A 17,566-nucleotide genomic window follows, 5' to 3' on the forward strand; every position below is an offset into this window, starting at 1 on the left:
CATATGTACGTTTTTTATGAAGATATTAGTAAAGATACTGGAAGGGTTACCACGATCCTTTTTGACGATAGTCTATTTGACCCATTGGATAAAAGGCAGTACTTTAAATTGGATACATTGCCCAGTCCTGAAGAGATTGTTGGAAAAGAACCGATTATGTTTATAAAGAAGGACGATAAAGAAATTTACTATGAATATGAAAATACTCCAGCTATCGTTGATCCAGTTAAAGAAATTAAGGCCTTGCAGCAAGAAAACAATACCCTTAGAAACGAAATTGAGATTAATCAACTTGCCCTTATAGAGTTACACAGCATTATTTTAGAGTTAAAAGGAGGGAGAAACGTATGAAATCTCTTTATATTAGATTGATTCAAAAGAGTTTGATTAGCATTGAAGATGTCCCAGAAGAATTGAGAAAAGATGTGCAAGAAGAGCTCGTAAATTTGTAATTTAGGTACATTTAGGAGTTCTATAACTTGAGAGACACGTTTCATTACAATATGGAGTAATGAAAATAGTTATATGCTTCAAAATATATTATTGAAATAAAATATTATTTATTTTTATGCATGGAGGTGAAACCATGGAACAGGAAACCCTATGGAAATGGCTCCTCGCCCTAATAACCAGCTCAGTAACCTACTTCTTCGGAGGTTGGTCAGGCGTACTCGGCGTACTACTCGTGTTCGTCATACTCGATTACCTAACGGGCATCGCAGCGGCGGGTATGAGTGGCAAGTTAGAAAGTAATGTTGGCATGTTCGGCATTGCACGAAAGGTATTTATATTTGCAATGGTATCGGTGGCTCATCTGGTGGACGGTGTTCTGGGAGACGGACATTTGTTCAGGGATGCGGTCGCCTTTTTTTATATCGCAAATGAGTTATTGTCTATAATTGAAAATGGGGGCAAATTGGGAGCGCCGATCCCGCCTGTGATCCGGCAGGCTATTGAAGTGCTCAAGGGCAAGGGAGGAACCGGGGAACTCCCCGGTAACTTCTCCCCAAGTGCCAAAGACTCTTTTTCACAGGCAGATTCAGATGATACAGATTCACAAACAAGAGATGGCACTAAGTAGCTCCACCATAGCCATCCGAACTTACCTTTTACCAACAATCAGGACACGCACACAAGCAACCCCTTATCCAACCGCATTAACTATATACAAACGGCAATTTGCCGCATAAAGGGTGTGAGAAACATGCAAACGAGAAGCTCGGGCAATACGCAGGGCATTGACGTCTCCCGGTATCAGGGAACAATCGATTGGGCCAAAGTGAAGGCAAGCGGCATGACTTTTGTGTTCATTAAGGCTACAGAAGGGCAGACGTACACCGACCCAAATTTCCAAAAAAACGTAACTGGCGCACTGGCAGCGGGTATGCTGGTAGGGACGTATCATTTCTTCCGCGCGACGTCCACTGAAGCAGCCAAGGCCGAAGCAGCGCATTATGCCACGACACTGCAAAAAGTAGGAGGCGCCAAGGCGCTGCAATTACCTCCTGTCATGGACTACGAGAACAATCCAGGTAACCTGAGCAAAGCTCAGATCAACACGGTAGCTAAGGCTTTTTTAACCGAATTGCAACGTCTTACTGGTGTGAAACCGATCATATACACAGGAAATTCATTTGCCGACAATTTTGATACTTCAATGAGCTCATACGATCTATGGATTGCGCGTTACAGCAACACACGTGTACCGGATGACCAGCCGGCATGGAAACGTTGGACGTTCTGGCAGTATACGGACTCGGGCAAGGTGAACGGAATCAGCGGCAATGTGGATATGAACGAGTTCCAAGGATCTGCAGTGGAATTGAAAGCAAGATATGCAACAGCAACACCAAAGCCGCCAGAGCCATCCGAACCGACCAATCCCACCAATCCAACCGAACCACCGAAAGGGGGCGAACCGATGACAGCCGAAGAGAAAGCAGCGTTTGATACGCTCAAATCCCAGGTCGATAAACTGCAGGCGCGCCAACAGATGGAAGTTCCAGTCTGGGCAAAAGCTGCCGTTGACGCAGCACTGGCATACGACACCAAAAATCCGTTGTTCAGCATCGATAGTGGGGCGAGTTATGATTTTTACCGTTTTATCACGGTCATGTACCGCAGAGGTTTATTCAAAAAATAAGACGACCTAACTTAAAATATAAGTTGTTCCTGGTTTTAAAGAGGGAGCACAACAAGGGACACACGACGCTTTTTGTCGAATAGTGTTCCTTTTTTGTGTTTTATGTAAATGATATTAACATATATAATAAAGTTGAAGACTTATGTCCGTAAATCTCTTGTCTATTTGATGAATGTGATGTAAAGTTAGTTACACGAAATCGATTTTCACCACTGTTTATTTACACAATCCTCCTCATCATGACAAGACTTTAACATCAAAAGTTATTGTAATGTCTCCCTGTTGTAAAATCCAACATCTCTAGATCAATTTCACAACGTTTTGAAACAATCCAATCCAACCTGCTTGAGAAACCACTAAAATGTTCTGTTTACCAACTTTCTGTTACAGCTAATTGCCACCATTGGATTTTAAGCCATTACATTTTAGCCTTGACGTTTAACTCTAAGTCAAACATTAAGCCAAACTCCATACCAAACAACGCCACCATTCTCTCTAAATCAGCCTTGTTGGCCGCCACCAAGTCCGTACCCTTCTACTGTTGCTTATTGACCTAAGTTCAATTATTACGCAACAACCACAGGCATTTACAACTCGTCACATCATCCGAAAAAACTTACAAAATGTGTACGGTTACATCCGTTTTTACATTTCATATATACTCCTCAACTTATCTAAACATCCATCCCAGGTATCAAAGGCACCTAAAGCCTTTCATATGATACAAAGCACCAAACCGATCGATTGTAAACATTGGAGTTTTTTCACGCCAGTATCACACACATTATGAGACAGGGAAGGGTGTTGTACGTATGCGAATGAGAAAAAAGTGGTTATCCGGGGTCATGGCAATGGCCATGAGTACAGTGTTGATTCTATCGGGCTGCTCCAGCGCCAGTAATGAGGGTACAGGCAATTCACCCGCTCCGGCGGAAGGTAGCGAGCCTCCGGCAGAAGTGGCAGCACAAGATACGATGATAATGGGACGCGGCGGAGATTCGGTGGCGCTGGACCCGGCAATCGTAACAGATGGGGAGTCGCTGAAGATTGGACATCAGGTATTCGACTCATTGCTGGACTACAAGGAAGGTGGAACCGAGGTTGTTCCGGGACTGGCTGAGAGCTGGGAGATTTCGGCGGATGGACTCAAGTATGACTTCAAGCTGAAGTCCGGTGTGAAATTCCACGATGGTACTGACTTCAACGCAGAGGCTGTGGTGTTTAACTTCAACCGTTGGAGTGATCCGGCCAGTGAATATAAATTTGAGGGAGATTCCTTCGACTATTATGACTCTATGTTTGGTCCAGAAGACGGACGCGTGATCAAGGAGGTAAAGGCGATTGACGAGACAACGGTTGAGTTCACCCTGAACCAGCCACAAGCGCCTTTCCTGCAAAACATTGCGATGACACCATTTGGCATTGCAAGTCCAACCGCGATTCAGGAGAAAAAGGAAAATTTCAAGAGCGAGCCAGTAGGCACAGGCCCATTTGTATTCAAAGAGTGGAAGCGGAACGACTCCATCACCCTGGAGAAGAATCCGACTTATTGGAAAGAGGGATTGCCGAAGCTGAACAAAGTGATTGTACGTTCCATTCCGGATAACACGGCTCGCTTCAATGCGCTGCAAAACGGCGAGATTGATATCATGGAGGATCTGAACCCGGACGATCTGTCCATCCTTGAGGGAAATAGTGAGCTGCAAAAAATTGAGCGTCCACCATTTAACGTTTCATACATTGGTTTCAACTTTAAGAAAAAACCGTTTGATAACGTGAAAGTAAGACAAGCGCTCAACCACGCGGTAAACAAACAGGGCATTATTGATGCTTTCTTTGCGGGACAAGCGCAGCCAGCGGTGAACCCGATGCCGCCAACACTGTGGGGGTATAACGATAGTATTGCGGACTATGCTTACGATCTGGAAAAAGCAAAAGCATTACTTGCCGAAGCCGGCTACCCTGACGGATTGCCTGACCCGGTAACATTCTATGCAATGCCAGTATCCCGGCCGTATATGCCTGACGGCAAGAAGGTTGCCGAAGCGATCCAGGCCGATTTTGAGAAAATCGGAGTGACCGTCAACATCGAATCACCGGAGTGGGCGACGTACTTGGATGATGCCAAAGCTGGAGAGAAAGACGACATTTACATGCTCGGCTGGACTGGTGATAACGGTGACCCGGATAACTTCCTGTACACGCTGCTGGATAAGGATGCAATCCCGGGCAACAACCGCAGCTTCTACGTAAACGAAGAATTGCATACGTTGCTGACGAGTGCGCAGAAAGAAACGGATCAGGACAAACGTGCGGAACTGTACAAGCAAGCGCAAGTGATTATTAAGGAAGATGCTCCATGGATTCCACTTGTGCACACCACTCCTATTCTGGCAGGTAAAGCGAACCTGAAGGATTTCGTACCGTCCCCATTGGGCACGGAATCTTATGCTAATGCCTACTTCGAATAACTATATACGAGCTGAGTTAGTACTATCATGATTCATTAGTTCAAAGCGCTGGCGTACACGCAATGCTTGGCAGAACCCACATCAGGATGTAACGATCTAAAGCATGCATGTCTGCCAGCGCTTTTTATACGTTAAAGGCAGGTGAATGAGGAGTGAACAGTTACATCGTCAAACGTGTACTCGTGTTACTGCCCGTGCTGCTGGGCATGACCCTGATCGTCTTTTCCATTATCCACGCCATTCCGGGTGATCCGGCCGAGACCATACTCGGGCAAAAGGCAACCGAACAATCCAAGCAAGCTTTGCGTGACCAGCTCGGACTGGACAAACCATGGTTTCAACAATATTTCGCTTATCTGGGCGACCTGTTTAAGGGAGATCTGGGCACATCCATCCGCACCAAGGTTCCCATTGCCCAGGAAATTGTGCCCTATCTGACAGCGACCCTTGAATTAACGATGGCGAGTATGCTGTTTGCGATCATTATTGGCGTGAATGCAGGGATCGTCAGTGCGTGGAAACATAACTCGTGGTTCGATTACTGCTGCATGGTCATTGCATTGGTGGGTGTATCGATGCCGATCTTCTGGCTTGGGTTGATGGAGCAGTGGTTATTTGCGAACAAACTGCACTGGCTGCCATCCATCGGCAGAATGAATGCGCGTGATCCCATTGAAGCCATTACGGGCTTGTATGTGCTGGATACGATGATTGCCGGACGCTGGGATCAGTTGTGGACGGTAACGAAACATTTGCTGCTGCCAAGTATCGCGCTCGGTACAATTCCGATGGCCGTTATTGCTCGGATGACGCGTTCCAGCATGCTCGAAGTAATGAGTTCGGATTATATCCGTACTGCGAAGGCGAAGGGACTCGGCCCGTTTTTTGTTGTATATGGACATGCGTTGAAAAATGCGTTTATACCCGTGCTCACCGTCATCGGCATACAGACCGGATCTTTGCTGGGTGGAGCTGTACTGACCGAAACGATCTTTGCCTGGCCCGGTGTAGGTCGCTATATATATGAAGCAATTAGTTCGCGGGACTATCCGGTAATCCAGAGCGGCATTCTGATCGTCGCATTCTTTTTCGTAGTGATCAACTTGATTGTGGACTTGCTGTACGCCGTATTCGATCCGCGTATTAGTTATAAGTGAGTATGAACAGAAGGGAGACGCCGCATGGCCAAATTATCGACCAATACCGGAGCACCTATTGACGCCGCGTCGGCACCTGCATCAGGTCCATGGCGGGAAGCCTGGAGAACGTTTCGGAAAAATCGACTTGCGCTGGCAGGTTTGATCATTATCGTTTTTTTCATCCTGTTGGCCTTTGCTGCCCCGTATATTGCCCCGTATGACTACAAAGAGCAGGTGCTCGCAGATCGTCTGCAAGCCCCTTCGGCAGAGCATTGGTTTGGTACCGATGATCTCGGACGTGACGTATTTTCCAGAGTGCTGCATGGAGCGCGCATTTCATTGTGGGTTGGTTTCTTTTCTGTTATTGGCTCTATTATTGCGGGCGCATTGCTCGGTCTGATTGCTGGATATTATGGAAAATGGGCAGACATGCTCATCTCGCGTTTGTTCGATATCTTGCTTGCTTTCCCCGCTATCCTGTTGGCAATTGCCATTGTGGCGATTCTCGGTCCGTCTTTGCAAAATGCACTGCTCGCGATAGCGATCGTGAACATCCCGACCTACGGACGACTGGTGCGATCAAGGGTACTTAGCTTGAGGCAGGAGGAATTCATTACGTCTGCTCGTACGCTTGGGGCTAGCAATATGCGAATTCTGTTCCGGCACATCTTGCCCAATAGCCTCACCCCGCTCATCGTACAAGGCACACTTGGAATTGGAACAGCGATTATTGAAGCAGCTGCGCTTGGGTTCCTCGGCATGGGGGCGCAACCACCTGACCCGGAGTGGGGAAAAATGCTGTCGGATTCCCGCCAGTTTCTGCAAAAAGCACCGTGGACGCTGATTTTCCCCGGACTTTCCATCATGTTCACCGTGCTCGGTTTCAACTTGCTCGGGGACGGCTTGCGCGACACCCTTGATCCAAGGATGGCCAAAAAGTAGAAGATTGCATCTCTGGTTGCTTTTCTAGTTTCAGCTCTAGTTGCATCTCTAACTAAGTCTACAACTCTGTTCCAATCTAACGAACCTAGGATGCCTTATTCTGCGATTTCTTGCCAATGCTGCCCGTACTCATTACAATTTGTATCCAAGCCGGTTCGAACTTTGGTTCGAGGCGGCTTTTGTGTTGCATGATGTATTGCGCTAAAATGGTTAGAGATGTGCAAAACTTAAAGTGTTACTCGATGATTTTGTTAAAATAACCGCCATCGTATTGACACCCAATTTTCCCATATGTTATATAAAAGGAAGGGTTTAGCACTCCAATCATCAGAGTGCTAATAAATGATATTTTTACTACACGACTACATATGGAATGATTGTGTTATTGAATATGGATATTAAATCTGAATAGGACATGCGAGTGGAATGGGCTGGAAAAGGCCTGGCAGCGAAAGATTGATCAATAGATTTTCAATTGATTAAAAATCTCAATGTTTAAAATCAGTTGGTGAATGGTGCGGCAATAGTGAAGGGAACGAAATCGATTCTGTAGAAGCGATGCGTTCGCCTTTATCCCCTAATTTCACCCTTTTTAGAAGGGAATCAAGGAAATTAGAGGGTAACAGCGATCGGAAGAACGATTCGTAACCGGAACGGCTAGACCGCAGAAAATCATGCACTTATTTTAAATGAACGATTGATTGAATCAAAATAATCTAGTGATCAAAGCGATTAAAGGTTTTTCTAGTAACGTAATATTCTGCATGGGAGTATTCAAAGGTTTACTTTCTATATTCAACCCAATCATTCTATCCCCAATTTGAAAGGAGACACCCATTCATGGCTAAAAAAGAATTCCAGGCTGAATCCAAACGCTTGCTAGATATGATGATCAACTCCATTTACACCCAAAGAGAAATCTTTTTGAGAGAACTGATCTCCAACTCCAGTGACGCCATTGACAAAATATATTACAAAGCACTGACTGACGATACACTCGTCTTCAACAAAGAGGACTACTACATCAAGCTCACCATCGACAAAGAGAACCGCACACTTACGCTGACCGATACAGGAATCGGTATGACCCAGGAAGAGCTGGAGAACAATCTGGGGGTTATCGCGAAGAGTGGCTCGCTGGCGTTCAAGAAAGAGAATGAAGCCAAAGACGGCCACAACATCATCGGACAATTCGGGGTTGGTTTCTACTCCGCATTTATGGTGGCGGACAAGCTGACGGTAACGAGTAAAACGCTGGGCAGCGACGAAGCATGGAAATGGGAATCCGAAGGTGCGGACGGATACACGATCTCTCCAGCCGAGAAAGATTCCGTGGGTACGGAAATCGTCCTGACGATCAAACAAAATACCGAAGAAGATTCGTATGACGAATTTTTGGAAGAGTACCGCCTGAGATCCATCGTCAAGAAATACTCCGATTTCATTCGCTACCCGATCAAGATGGATGTGACAGGTCAGCGTCCAAAAGAGGGTACGGAGAACGAGTTCGAGGAGTACAAAGAAGAGCAAACCGTGAACAGCATGGTGCCGATCTGGCGTAAAAATAAAAGCGAACTGACCGAAGAAGACTACAACAACTTCTATATGGAAAAACGCTACGGTTTTGACAAACCGCTCAAACACTTGCACATCAGCGCTGATGGCGCAGTGGTATATAATGCGATCCTGTTTATTCCGGAGAACACACCGTTTGATTATTATACAAAAGAGTATGAAAAAGGGCTTGAACTGTACTCTAACGGTGTATTGATCATGGATAAATGCGGTGATTTGCTGCCAGATTACTTCGGATTTGTAAAAGGTATGGTTGATTCCGAGGATCTGTCTCTGAACATCTCCCGTGAAATGCTGCAACATGACCGTCAACTCAGCCTGATTGCGAAGAACATCAAGAACAAGATCAAGAGCCAACTGCAAAGCTTGCTCAAGGACGAGCGTGAGAATTACGAGAAATTCTATCAAGCGTTTGGCCGTCAGCTGAAGTATGGCGTATATAGCGACTATGGCGTGAATAAGGATACCCTGCAGGATCTGCTTTTGTTCTCTTCTTCCAAAGAGAAGAAATTGGTTAGTCTGGACGAGTACGTTTCCAGAATGCCGGAAGATCAGAAGTACATCTACTACGCATCCGGTGAATCCATTGAACGGATTGAGAAGCTGCCACAGATCGAGGGTGTACTCGACAAAGGTTTTGAAGTATTGTACTTCACCGACGACATTGATGAGTTTGCAATCAAGATGATCACGAATTATAAAGAGAAAGAATTCAAATCCATCTCCAGCGGTGACCTGGGCATCGAGGACAGTGCAGACAAAGAAGAAACAGACGCACAGGACAACGACAACAAAGAGTTGTTCGAAGCGATGCAGGCGCAGCTTGGCGGCAAAGTAAAAGCTGTTAAAGCTTCCAAACGCCTGAGAAGCCACCCGGTATGTTTGTCCACTGAAGGTGAGCTGACGATTGAGATGGAGAAAATCCTGAAAGCCATGCCGAACAGCGAAAATGTACAGGCAGATAAAGTGCTGGAGATCAACGTAAATCACGATGTCTTCAAATCCCTCAAAGACGCATTCGCACAGGATAAAGAAAAACTAAGCCTTTACACAAGCTTGCTGTATCATCAAGCATTGCTGATCGAAGGACTACCAATTCAAGACCCGGTAGAGTTCACCAACGATATCTGCAAGGTTATGGTGTAAACTACCTTCTTCACCCGACAGGGCATTTGCCCTGTCGGTTTTTTTAATTTTACCTCCTCACCCATACAGCGGAGGGGACGGGGGAGACAGACTATCATTGAAGTAATGAATGAACAATTTAATGGTATTCTTTAGCCTCTCAAAGTCTTGTTTGAAGTCCCCCTTTATAGGGGATGTAATGTCATTTTAGATTGGGTGTGAATCAAACAGCGAAAGTAGTGAAGGGGACGGAATCGATTCTGAAGAAGCGGAGCGTTCGCCTGAAAGCTTTCTGTAAGAGAGCTGCATCGGAAGCATAATCTATTCCCGGGTTTTCCCCTTTGAAAAGGGAATTCAGAAAACCTGGAGACAACAGCGATCGAAAGAACGATCCGTAACCGGAACGGCTACAAGGCACAGCGAGTACTTATTGTTTCTGCCATCGAAGCGAGCTTATGTGAATCAAAGAGTTCATTTTATATCATTATCATTTAGGTGCACGGATGATAGCCTGGCAGGGTATAATAAGAGTAGACGACTGTGCATCACAAGTTGATGTGAGAAGAGATGACAATCGCAGACAGGTTTTGCTTTTCGAAACTGCAGAATATGTGTATAATCACTCAAAATAGAGACAGTCGGCTAGGAGTGATCAACATGCAATGGAACGATCTGAGAGAACATAGACAATACCCTGAACTAACCAAACTGGATGGGGCTCGTGCAGCCTATGAGCGCGACTATTCCAGACTGATACATTCACCGACCTTTCGTCGGCTGCAAGGCAAATCGCAGGTGTTTGGCGCAGGAACGGGCGATTATTATCGCACACGATTGACCCACTCCCTGGAGGTGGCGCAGATTGCACGAGAAGCGGCAAGAAGCTTACTGCGTCGCTACCCGGAGGTGGAGTTGAATCAGGCAGACAGCCCCGGACTGATTATTGATTCGGAAGTGGTGGAGTGTGCTGCGATTGCGCATGACTTCGGCCACCCGCCTTTTGGGCATAAAGGGGAAGAAGTGCTGGATGGCATCCTCGATGATCTCATTAACACAGAGGCCAAGAAAATCATGAAGAAAAATCGCGGGGCCAAATCACCTCAACCGGAACCGGAAATTCGTGCAGAGCTCAAGCGGAAGTATGAGCACTTTGAAGGCAACGCGCATAACTTCCGTCTCATTATGTATTTGGAAAAACGGGAAGATATCGATGGGCTGAACCTGTCGGATGCGGTGCTGCTGGGCATCAATAAGTACCCGTATCCTGGCACGGAGAGCAAGAAAGGTATGTATCATCATGAATGGCAGTATATCCGCGAGATTCGCGATCGTTGGAACATTCCTGCTGGAAAAAAGACGCTTGAAGCGCAGCTTATGGACCTCTGCGACGATATTGCGTATTCCGCACATGATCTGGAAGATGGCATCAAAGCAGGTAAAATTGAAGTACACGAGCATTTCCTGCAAGATCCGCATATCAATCGACTGATTGTGGATAAGATTACGACACTGGAGGATCTGTTCTGGAACGGATGGACAAAGGAAGCGATTGGCAAAAAAGTTGAAGAAGTCCTCGCTTCGTTCCTGCGCATCTGGAATGAAAAGATGCCGTTCTGCGAGCATGATTACTCACGTACCCGCCGTGAGGTCAAGGCTTACTGGGTCAGCCTTTTTGTCGCTAGCCTGGGGGTTATTGATAACGGAGACTGGAAAAAGGTGACGTTTGTCCGTGAAGGCGCCGAGGATCTCGATATGCTGCGTACGGTAAGTGTGCTTAAGAGCTTTGCCTGGGTGACCATGATTCGTGACCTGCGTGTGCAAAGGTTGCAAAAGCGCAGTGAATGGATGATTAAGCGTCTGTGGGATGCTTTTCTTGACCCGGAAACGTCCAAATCCATTATTCCGTCCGATTGGCTGCAACGCTATGAGAAGGATCAGGCGAAGGCGAATCCGATCTGGACTTGGGAGCACATGGTGATTGATTATATAGCCGGGATGACGGATGCTTTTGCCGAGAAAATATACAATGAACTATACGGTCTCAAGGTCGGTTCCATCTACGATCTAGATTAGAGATAAGCATGACGAAGGGAGATGAGACGCTTGGGTGCGAACATCAGTGGAAAATACAATCTGGGCGTACTTGACCTTGTTCCAAGGTTGAACGGCGCCACAGCAGAACAGGCGCTACAACAATCCGTTACACTTGCGCAGCATGCTGAAGCCTGGGGCTATTCAAGGTACTGGACGTCGGAGCACCATGACATGGACGAACTTGCATCAGCATCACCGGAAGTGTTGCTTGCCCATATTGGCGCGCGAACGAACACGATCCAGCTTGGCTCCGGTGCCGTACTGTTACCTCACTATAGCCCGCTTAAGGTAGCGGAGTCGTTCCGACTGTTGGCGGCGCTCTACCCGGGGCGCATTGAGTTAGGCTTGGGACGTGCTCCTGGGGGCGGTCCCCATGCAACGATGGCCTTGAGTGGCAATTACTTGCAGCATGTGTCCAAGTTGCCTGAATCGCTCGCGGCACTAACCGAACTACTGGAAGATCGATACACTTATGAGGAACATCCGGTGACGGCCCGTCCGATTCCGGAGCTTCCATTATCCTTATGGATGTTGGGTACCAACGTGAAGAGTGCTGAGTTTGCCGCTCGCTTCGGTATGGGATATGTATTCGGACAATTCATGAGTGATGCGGATGGTACGGAAGCTGTGCGGCGTTATCGGGAGGGTTTTATCCCCAGCGCCAATAGGAAAGAGCCGGAGGTTATGGTTGCTGTAAGTGTGCTGTGTGCGGAGACGCAGGAAGAGGCGTTGTCCTGGAGCCGCGAAATGGCGGAGAAACGCAGAGCTGTTGGGAAAGAGATTCCAACGCAATCTGACAACATCAACACAAGTACCAGCGCCAGCGCCAACGCCGATACCGATGCCAATGAGAATGAAGTACAACGACATTACGCCGGTACACCTGAACAGGTCTGGAATCAGTTGCAGCAGGTGTGCCAAAGGCTAAATACGGATCGGCTGCTTGTGGTGACAACTGGACCAGATTACGAGCGAAGGTTGGCCTCATACAAGCTACTGGCGAACGCATAAGAGGGCGACTGTTAGCCGTTATGATACAAAGAATGGCTGGTTTCATACCCGCCATCTGCATGGAGTCAAATCGTAAGAGCTGCAGATCGGATATTTGCCGTATGCTGCAGCTCTTTTTTGCTTCATTTTAGTCTTAATTTTACATCATTCGATTCCGTTCAGCAGATGATGTGAAATAATCACAAGATTTTACAAAATAAAGCATGACTAAAACAAAAGAATGTTATAATACTTTACGTCTCTTTTCCTATAGATATAATATAGAAAAGAGTATTTTGCAAGATGCCAAAAGAAGGGTAAAACAACGACAAAAGCACCTAAAATACGGAAGTGGCCGAAGATGGGCACAAGGGGGAAATCACATGTTCAGCAGATTCAGGATCAAGAGTATCGGTCTGCGTATCAGCATCGCGTTCTATCTATTAATCCTCTGTTTAATTCTTCTTAGTGTCACGATTGTTACACAAATGAACTCGATGGAAAAAAACACGAATATGATCACCAATAACTGGATGCCCTCCATCCAGCAGATTAACCGATTGAATTATACAACAGAACATATTCTGTCATTGAGCTATCGTCACTTTGATGCACAGGCAGGGGCTAAAGCGGACCTTGCTGAAGAGCGCACCAAATACATTCGCGAAACGGCTCAGGCTATTAAAATATATGATCAACAGCAAAAGACGGCTGAAGAAAAAGAACATTGGGAAGCATTAAAGACCAAGTGGGAAGCTTACCTCAAAATCAACACGCAATCCATCAAGCTGAGTGATGAAGGTCAGGAACAACTGGCTAAGGAAGTATCTGAAAAAGGGGCGGCCTCCTTCGATGCCATGCAAGTCCATCTGGACTATCTGGTAGATTACAATCAGGAGCAGTCCGATCTCTCTGCGGCTCAGACGATCAGATCCGTCCAGGATGGCCGAATCATTATCGTCATTGGTGTTCTCGTGATGATTATCATTACAGCAATTGCGATCCCTATTATCCGTTCACAAGTCGTTAAACCGCTGCTTCGGGTGATCAGTGCCGTGAAGCTGATTGCGGAAGGTCAATTGAATGTCCAGGACATACATACCAAACATGAAGACGAAGTTGGTGTACTTGCCAAAGCCGTGAATGACATGAAAGGTAATCTGACCTCGATGGTATTGAATGTCAGACGAATCGCTGAAGCCGTCAATCGTCAAAGCAGCGAACTGGCCATTTCCTCTGAAGAGGTTAAGATCGGCAGTCGCCAAATTGCCATAACGATGGAAGAGTCGGCAAAAGCGGCAGAGAGTCAGGCGGAAACGGCTGTTGAATCCGCCCGTACCGTCGAGGGGCTGAACGCAAATATTCAGCAACATTCGGAACAGGGGAATCAGCTTCGACTGATGTCAGAACTGATTCTGAAACAAGGACAGACAGGTCGCGAGTCCATGGAGCAATCCGTGAACCAAATGCTACAGATTGCTGGCGCAGTTTCCTCTTCCATGAACAAGATGGAACAGCTGGACCGCAAAAACGAAGATATTTCGCAGTTGGTTCAAGTTATTCATGACATTGCGCGCCAGACCAACCTGCTCGCATTGAATGCTTCCATTGAAGCTGCCCGTGCAGGAGAGAGTGGACGCGGATTTGCAGTTGTTGCAGCAGAAGTGCGGAAGTTGTCCGAAGCCGTTCGGACTTCTGTAGAAGAGATTACCGTCATCACCGAGGATATCCAGAAGGATTCTCAGGGTGTTGTTGAGGAATTGCGAACAGGTGTACTGGAAACAGAACGAGGGCAGCAGCAAGTACGTAATTCCGGCAATCTGTTCCGTACCATTAATGAGTCGGTAGAGGGTATGGTTCAAGTCATTGGTACAATGACGGATGGTCTGGAAGGCATGCAGGAAGCGAGCGGACGCATGAATGATTTCAGTCAACAAATCTCGGCAGTGTCAGAGGAATCCGCGGCAAGTGTTGAGGAAGTGTCAGCGTCAGCCGAAGAACAGGTGAGTTCAATGGAAACGATTAGCGGCAATATTCAATCCCTAAAAGATCTGTCCGAGGATCTGCTTTCTTCCATTGAAAAATTAAAAATATAAAACCTCTTCTTATAATAGAAGAAACATGAAGGACGGCTACCATATTGAGCTCTACAAACAGCAAAGATTCAGTTGTCGGAAGTTACGTATATACCTTCGCTTGCCATGAGAATGAACGTGCCTTATGTGAATTGGAATTGGAAACGATGCTCGTTCCTGGGACAGATATTGGTTCAGGAGATCACGCCTATGTTTGCTCCAATATTTGCATTCCACCAGGTAGAAGTCCGTTTGTCCGGGGCAGACTGGATGTGATGGCCGAAGCGGATACAGTGGCAGGTCTGAAACCTGTCGCTTCACAAATCGACCTGTCATCTGGTGAAACGTTCAAGGTTGTCTGCTTGAAAGAGGGCGATGACATGCCGGATTATGCGCATTCCCGTCTGCTGGAAAAAGAGCTGGGCATGTGCATTCAAGGCAAAGCTATGATGAAACAGCCTGCCGTGACTTTTGGACTAATGCTATTGAATGGAAAATGGCTCTTCGGTCAATGGACAGAAGCCGATCGCTCGTGGCAAACCCATCATCAGAAGCCGCAAAATTACTCCACAGGCCTTGGTGTTACGTTAGCCAGAGCGTTAGTCAATATTGCTATTCCGCAAGTGGAGGGGCATCAGTTGCTCGATCCATGCTGCGGAATGGGAACCGTTGTAATTGAGGCATTGTCGATGGGAATTGAGGCCAAAGGAAATGATTTGAACCCTTTGGCAGTACAGGGTGCTCGCATTAATCTTCCTCATTATGGGTATGATTCAGCCAGAATTACCCTCGGGGATATGAATGATCTGGAAGGTTTCTACGATGCAGTTATTCTGGACATGCCATATAATCTCTGTTCTGTTCTTCCGGATGAGGAACAACTTGCCATGTTGACAAGTTTGAAGAGACTTGCAGGACGGGCAGTGATCGTTTCCACCGAATGGGTGGAGGGGCACATTCTGGATGCCGGATGGAACATCGATCAGTATCGAACGGTGAGCAAAGGTACGTTTATACGTCACATTTGGCTATGCACTTAGAACGACTGCGCTGAAAATAACTGAAAAAAACCTCCGTACCGGAAAAAATCCATTTTCCGGTACGGAGGTTTTTGATTTTCGTAGGGAAACTACCTTACATGAATTTGTACAATTTCACATAGGAACATCTAGCATTTTTAGTATTTATGACTATAATTCACCAGATTGAGCGGGAGGGTTTTTCCGGCGATATATGCTTCCAAATTTTGAACAAAAATATCAAGTGCCCGCTCGGTGTATTGCTCTGTACTGCCTGCAATATGTGGAGTAATCAAAACGTTATCCTTACCCCATAGTGGATGGTCGGCAGGGAGCGGCTCCTCCTCGAATACGTCAAGTGCAGCAAAGGCTAACTGTCCACTGTCCAGTGCACCCAGCAGAGCTTCCGTATTCACGCTTGGGCCACGTCCCACGTTGACGAAACAGGAACCGGATTTGAAATGCTCAAATGCAGACTGATTATAGATATGATGCGTTTCATCTGTGAGTGGCAAAATATTGATAACGTAATCGCCTTGCCCTAGTGCTTCGTGTAAGCCGGACATATTGTACATTTGGTCTACATTTGGAACGTCTTTTCCGGAGCGCCGAACCCCAATGACGTTCATGCCCAGTGCTTTGAGAATGCGCGCAGTTTCTGATCCAATCTCTCCCACACCGACGATAACCGCTGTTTTGCCATGCAGTTCAGGAAGTGGTTTGCCTGGGGATTTCCACTCTGCCTGCTGCTGGTGCAGCATTGCTTGTCTGAGCCAGCGGCTGTGGGACAACATCATGCCCAGAATAATTTCGGTAATGGGAATGGCGTGTACGCCATTAGCACTGGTTACCAATATACTTTTTTGTTCCAAATCTGAGAAAGGAAGGTTGTCCACACCTGCGGACCAGACCTGAACCCATTTCAATGGGCTGTTTTCTTCAAGTGCATGTTCAGTTACCAGAGGAGACCAGCCTAAGATAATTTCGGCTTCTTTTAACTCCGATGTGTCAATCTCTTTGGCTTTGCCAACCGTAAGTGTATAACCTGGTGCTGCATCCAGAATACGGTTTTGCTGCTTTGTCGACAAGGATGGAAAACATACAATTTTACCCATAGTTAGTGGCCTCCTGAATTGAAATAAGTTGTGGTATTAGTGTAGCAGAAAAGAAGGTGATGTGCGTAAAAGGCAGGAATACAGCCTCTTGTGCAAATCCCAAAAATTGTGTCACTCTATACTTAACCAGCTTGAAACCATAGAGACGACTGTGAAATAATAAAACGAACTTTAGATGAGGTGTATACTATGAATAACTATTTAAATTCACATACGGATCTTCCATCCCGACGGGAACGATTATTTATTGCACTCCGGGTGCCTGCACATATTCAGAATTCACTTCGGATGTCTGCGGAACAGGTGCAAGGAAAGCTAGATTTTCGCAAATGGACGGACTACCGGGATTATCATATTACATTGCAATTTCTGGGAGATATCCTTGTTAGTGACATTGGACAACTTCGGAAAGCGCTGCGTTCGGTAACGGCCGGGTTCCAGCCTTTTGAACTGCAATTATCCGGTTGGGGAACGTTCGGTTTGGAAGAGGCGCCAAAGGTGCTGTGGAAAGGTGTTGAAGGAGAAACGGATCAACTTCATCTTCTGCAAAAACGGATCGTCGACGCAACTTCCTCCCTTGGATTCGAGGCCGAATTAAGACCTTATTCTCCTCATATTACGATTGCGCGTAAATTTCTGGGTCAGGACCCAGGAAATGAAGATAAAGGGATATTTAAAGTGCTTCCAGGACAATTTTTAGGTGTTAATTCTTGGATGGTGCAAGATTTTGTGCTTTATGTGACACAGCCAGGTCAGGCGCCGATGTATGGGGTTGTGGATATGTTTTCTTTTTCCTGAAACTCATTGATATGACATAAAATCACATTGACATTACGTTATTCCCTATGTAATATTAGCCATCGTTATTCAAATTCTTT

14 protein-coding genes are annotated in these 17,566 nt (G+C 46.4%); 13 read left to right on the plus strand and 1 reads right to left on the minus strand.

The annotated features are described in order from the left end of the window. The first annotated feature begins 3 nt into the window (after window positions 1–3). The 12 genes from PTQ21_RS11420 to PTQ21_RS11470 all read left to right on the plus strand — a co-directional run bounded on the left by PTQ21_RS11420 (window position 4) and on the right by PTQ21_RS11470 (window position 15,594). The gene (locus tag PTQ21_RS11420; RefSeq protein ID WP_274569933.1) at window positions 4–351 is read left to right on the plus strand and encodes a hypothetical protein; all 348 of its coding nucleotides are present in this window, start codon (window positions 4–6) and stop codon (window positions 349–351) included. After that, a complete protein-coding gene (locus PTQ21_RS31480) occupies window positions 348–452 on the plus strand; it encodes a CD1375 family protein (protein WP_420800361.1) in 105 nt (34 codons plus the stop codon). Before PTQ21_RS11420 ends, PTQ21_RS31480 begins: the two co-directional genes overlap by 4 nt. Before the next feature lie 134 nt (window positions 453–586). Continuing rightward, the gene (locus PTQ21_RS11425; protein WP_274569934.1) at window positions 587–1,081 is read left to right on the plus strand and encodes a phage holin family protein; all 495 of its coding nucleotides are present in this window, start codon (window positions 587–589) and stop codon (window positions 1,079–1,081) included. A 123-nt stretch (window positions 1,082–1,204) separates the two neighbouring features. After that, window positions 1,205–2,143 carry a glycoside hydrolase family 25 protein gene (locus PTQ21_RS11430; protein ID WP_274569935.1) on the plus strand — a complete coding sequence of 313 codons (939 nt, stop codon included), beginning with the start codon at window positions 1,205–1,207 and terminating at the stop codon, window positions 2,141–2,143. 818 nt (window positions 2,144–2,961) lie between these two features. Continuing rightward, window positions 2,962–4,614, plus strand: a complete 1,653-nt coding sequence (locus tag PTQ21_RS11435; protein ID WP_274569936.1) for an ABC transporter substrate-binding protein — start codon at window positions 2,962–2,964, stop codon at window positions 4,612–4,614. 152 nt (window positions 4,615–4,766) lie between these two features. Then, complete coding sequence (locus PTQ21_RS11440) at window positions 4,767–5,771, plus strand: ABC transporter permease (protein WP_024632912.1); 1,005 nt, start codon at window positions 4,767–4,769, stop codon at window positions 5,769–5,771. Between the two features lie 24 nt (window positions 5,772–5,795). Beyond that, window positions 5,796–6,695 (plus strand): nickel transporter permease, encoded by a 900-nt coding sequence (nikC, locus tag PTQ21_RS11445; protein ID WP_090953105.1) that lies wholly within the window; start codon window positions 5,796–5,798, stop codon window positions 6,693–6,695. A gap of 840 nt (window positions 6,696–7,535) precedes the next feature. Beyond that, complete coding sequence (gene htpG, locus PTQ21_RS11450) at window positions 7,536–9,416, plus strand: molecular chaperone HtpG (protein WP_274569938.1); 1,881 nt, start codon at window positions 7,536–7,538, stop codon at window positions 9,414–9,416. A gap of 636 nt (window positions 9,417–10,052) precedes the next feature. Further along, the gene (locus tag PTQ21_RS11455; RefSeq protein WP_274569939.1) at window positions 10,053–11,468 is read left to right on the plus strand and encodes a deoxyguanosinetriphosphate triphosphohydrolase family protein; all 1,416 of its coding nucleotides are present in this window, start codon (window positions 10,053–10,055) and stop codon (window positions 11,466–11,468) included. A 30-nt stretch (window positions 11,469–11,498) separates the two neighbouring features. After that, entirely contained in the window at window positions 11,499–12,500 is a 1,002-nt protein-coding gene (locus PTQ21_RS11460) for an LLM class flavin-dependent oxidoreductase (RefSeq protein WP_274569940.1), read from the plus strand. A 362-nt stretch (window positions 12,501–12,862) separates the two neighbouring features. Then, a complete protein-coding gene (locus PTQ21_RS11465; RefSeq protein ID WP_176854578.1) occupies window positions 12,863–14,575 on the plus strand; it encodes a methyl-accepting chemotaxis protein in 1,713 nt (570 codons plus the stop codon). Between the two features lie 44 nt (window positions 14,576–14,619). Continuing rightward, window positions 14,620–15,594, plus strand: a complete 975-nt coding sequence (locus PTQ21_RS11470; RefSeq protein WP_274569942.1) for a TRM11 family SAM-dependent methyltransferase — start codon at window positions 14,620–14,622, stop codon at window positions 15,592–15,594. A gap of 137 nt (window positions 15,595–15,731) precedes the next feature. Here the strand turns inward: PTQ21_RS11470 and PTQ21_RS11475 are convergent, their stop codons facing one another. After that, window positions 15,732–16,688 (minus strand): D-2-hydroxyacid dehydrogenase, encoded by a 957-nt coding sequence (locus PTQ21_RS11475; protein WP_274569943.1) that lies wholly within the window; start codon window positions 16,686–16,688, stop codon window positions 15,732–15,734. 189 nt (window positions 16,689–16,877) lie between these two features. Here PTQ21_RS11475 and thpR point away from each other — a divergent pair, with 189 nt between their 5' ends. Further along, window positions 16,878–17,486: an RNA 2',3'-cyclic phosphodiesterase gene (gene thpR / locus PTQ21_RS11480; protein WP_274569945.1), complete on the plus strand. Its 609-nt coding sequence runs from the start codon at window positions 16,878–16,880 to the stop codon at window positions 17,484–17,486. The last annotated feature ends 80 nt before the right edge of the window (window positions 17,487–17,566 follow it).

This window comes from Paenibacillus marchantiae (genome assembly GCF_028771845.1).
In the GTDB taxonomy this organism is placed as follows: Bacteria; Bacillota; Bacilli; order Paenibacillales; family Paenibacillaceae; genus Paenibacillus; species Paenibacillus marchantiae.

Bases quoted from the DNA above. Each gene is read 5' to 3' on its own strand.
- PTQ21_RS11425 (WP_274569934.1), top strand. From the start codon at position 587: ATGGAACAGGAAACCCTATGGAAATGGCTCCTCGCCCTAATAACCAGC.
- PTQ21_RS11475 (WP_274569943.1), bottom strand. From the start codon at position 16,688: ATGGGTAAAATTGTATGTTTTCCATCCTTGTCGACAAAGCAGCAAAAC.
- PTQ21_RS11435 (WP_274569936.1), top strand. From the start codon at position 2,962: ATGAGAAAAAAGTGGTTATCCGGGGTCATGGCAATGGCCATGAGTACA.
- PTQ21_RS11455 (WP_274569939.1), top strand. From the start codon at position 10,053: ATGCAATGGAACGATCTGAGAGAACATAGACAATACCCTGAACTAACC.
- PTQ21_RS11430 (WP_274569935.1), top strand. From the start codon at position 1,205: ATGCAAACGAGAAGCTCGGGCAATACGCAGGGCATTGACGTCTCCCGG.
- PTQ21_RS11420 (WP_274569933.1), top strand. From the start codon at position 4: ATGTACGTTTTTTATGAAGATATTAGTAAAGATACTGGAAGGGTTACC.
- PTQ21_RS11465 (WP_176854578.1), top strand. From the start codon at position 12,863: ATGTTCAGCAGATTCAGGATCAAGAGTATCGGTCTGCGTATCAGCATC.
- thpR (WP_274569945.1), top strand. From the start codon at position 16,878: ATGAATAACTATTTAAATTCACATACGGATCTTCCATCCCGACGGGAA.
- htpG (WP_274569938.1), top strand. From the start codon at position 7,536: ATGGCTAAAAAAGAATTCCAGGCTGAATCCAAACGCTTGCTAGATATG.
- nikC (WP_090953105.1), top strand. From the start codon at position 5,796: ATGGCCAAATTATCGACCAATACCGGAGCACCTATTGACGCCGCGTCG.
- PTQ21_RS31480 (WP_420800361.1), top strand. From the start codon at position 348: ATGAAATCTCTTTATATTAGATTGATTCAAAAGAGTTTGATTAGCATT.